Source organism: Luteibacter sp. P4_E6, assembly GCF_056401535.1.
This window is the reverse complement of record NZ_JBFUJE010000699.1, coordinates 1-1725: the sequence shown is the minus strand read 5'-3', so window position 1 is coordinate 1725 and position 1725 is coordinate 1. Positions and strand designations below refer to the sequence as shown.

Annotated in this window: 2 protein-coding genes; one reads left to right on the top strand and one right to left on the bottom strand. The window is 64.3% G+C overall.

The features are described 5' to 3' along the window. Positions 1–188 precede the first annotated feature (188 nt). The gene (locus tag AC1DT2_RS22540; RefSeq protein WP_046969573.1) at positions 189–530 is read right to left on the bottom strand and encodes a hypothetical protein; all 342 of its coding nucleotides are present in this window, start codon (positions 528–530) and stop codon (positions 189–191) included. Positions 531–734: 204 nt separating this feature from the next. Between AC1DT2_RS22540 and AC1DT2_RS22535 the strand changes: the two genes are divergently transcribed. Next, on the top strand, positions 735–1725 hold a 991-nt coding region (locus tag AC1DT2_RS22535), incomplete at its 3' end, for a sensor histidine kinase (RefSeq protein ID WP_477298870.1).

The window sequence follows — 1725 nt, the reverse complement described above, 5'->3', positions numbered from 1 at the left end:
GGTCTGGCGTTTGGCCACAAACAGGATAAATGGACCCTGCCGTTCGGCGCTCGCGCCGTGCTGGACGTCGCGGACGGCACTGCCGAACTGATCGTGAGCGGGTATCCCTTCAAGGCCTGATCGGGACAAGGCGGTCTGTCAGAAGATCTGACGCGACCGCCGACCCTGAGGCGGAGGAATGGTCGCGCTCAGCCGAGCGCGGTGACCTGCGTGGCGCCGATCACGCCGATGAAAACGATCGAAAGCATCCAGAAGCGTGCCGGGTCGCGCCACACGCACACGCCCAGGCAGACGATGCCCAGGACGCAGGAAACGATGCCGGCCGCATGCAGGCCGAGTGTGATCAGTGACGGGTCGGAACCACCCGTGGCGATCATCATCGGTCTGAAAATGGCGTACCAGGCGAGCACGAGGCAGGCGCCACCGACGATGCCGAGCAGCCAGTTGGCGGGATGATTCTTCGGCAGCATATTGATACCGAGATAGATCGCTAGAACAACGACAGCGAAAACGACGAGCAACAAGGCCATGCGTTAACCCCTTTGTCTTTGTCGTGGCTCGCGGTCCCCACCGCTAGAGCCAACCGCCCGAGCATGGACTATCGAGGCGGCGAGGTCATGCTGCGGCGCGGAAGGGGGTTTCGTCGGGGAATCCGGCGTTTCGTCGGAAACGCGTCGAAGGACGGCTCCGCGCCATCGTATGCTCCCCGGCAATCCAGCATCGGAGCCATTGCGATGGCCAGCCTCAAATTCCTCGGTCGTATCGTCATAGCGTGGTTCGCGGCCTGGTGCATGCTGCTTGTGTTGTTCGGCATGTTCGACTGGCACCACGGCGATCTGCCCTGGTTCGTCACGCTGGCCTGGTTCGTCGGCCTGCTCATCGCACTGGGGCGGGGCGTGACGCATCTGTATCGCGTTCGCACCATTGCCGGACGCGTCGACGGGGAGACCTTGTCCAACCGGCAGCGGCGTCGGGTCGAAGTACCCTACGGTGCCRACGAGGCCTTCGGCATCGTCGATGCGGTGATCCGCGAACTRCCGAACGTGCAGGACATCAACGGTACGCGAGGTGGCCTGCAGATCCACGCGATGGTTCGCCTGCTGTCCGGCGCGATGCCGCAACGCCGCCGCTCGTTGCAGCACGGCACTTTCGAACGCAGCACGCGCATCTCCGCCACGATTACGCCAGCCGACGGATCGAGTAGCGTCATGTTCGTCTGCGAGCCGGACAGCAGTGCCTGGGTCGACTGGTTCAATCCCGATGGCGGTGCGTCATTGGAGCACGTCGAAACCCTGGTTCGTGCAATGACCCAGCGCCTGGCCGAACGGCGCAACCGCGAGCGCGCCGACGTGCGGCAGACGACGATGGAAAAAGAGCTCACGGCGGCACAGCTCGGCCTTCTGCAGGCGCAGGTAGAGCCGCACTTCCTCTACAACACGCTGGCCAGCGCACAGGAACTGGTTCGCACGGACCCCGCTCGGGCCGACCGCATGCTGGGGCACCTGATCGACTACCTGCGCCGCTCGCTGCCGCGTACGGACGGATCGCTGTCGACCCTCGGCCAGGAGCTCGAACGCTCCACGGCATGGCTCGAGATCATGAAGCTGCGCATGGGCGAGCGCCTCACCGTGCATACCGAGGTGGCCGACGCCATCGCGATGCTGCCGATGCCTTCGATGATGCTGCAGACCCTGGTCGAGAACGCCATCAAGCATGGTCTCGAGC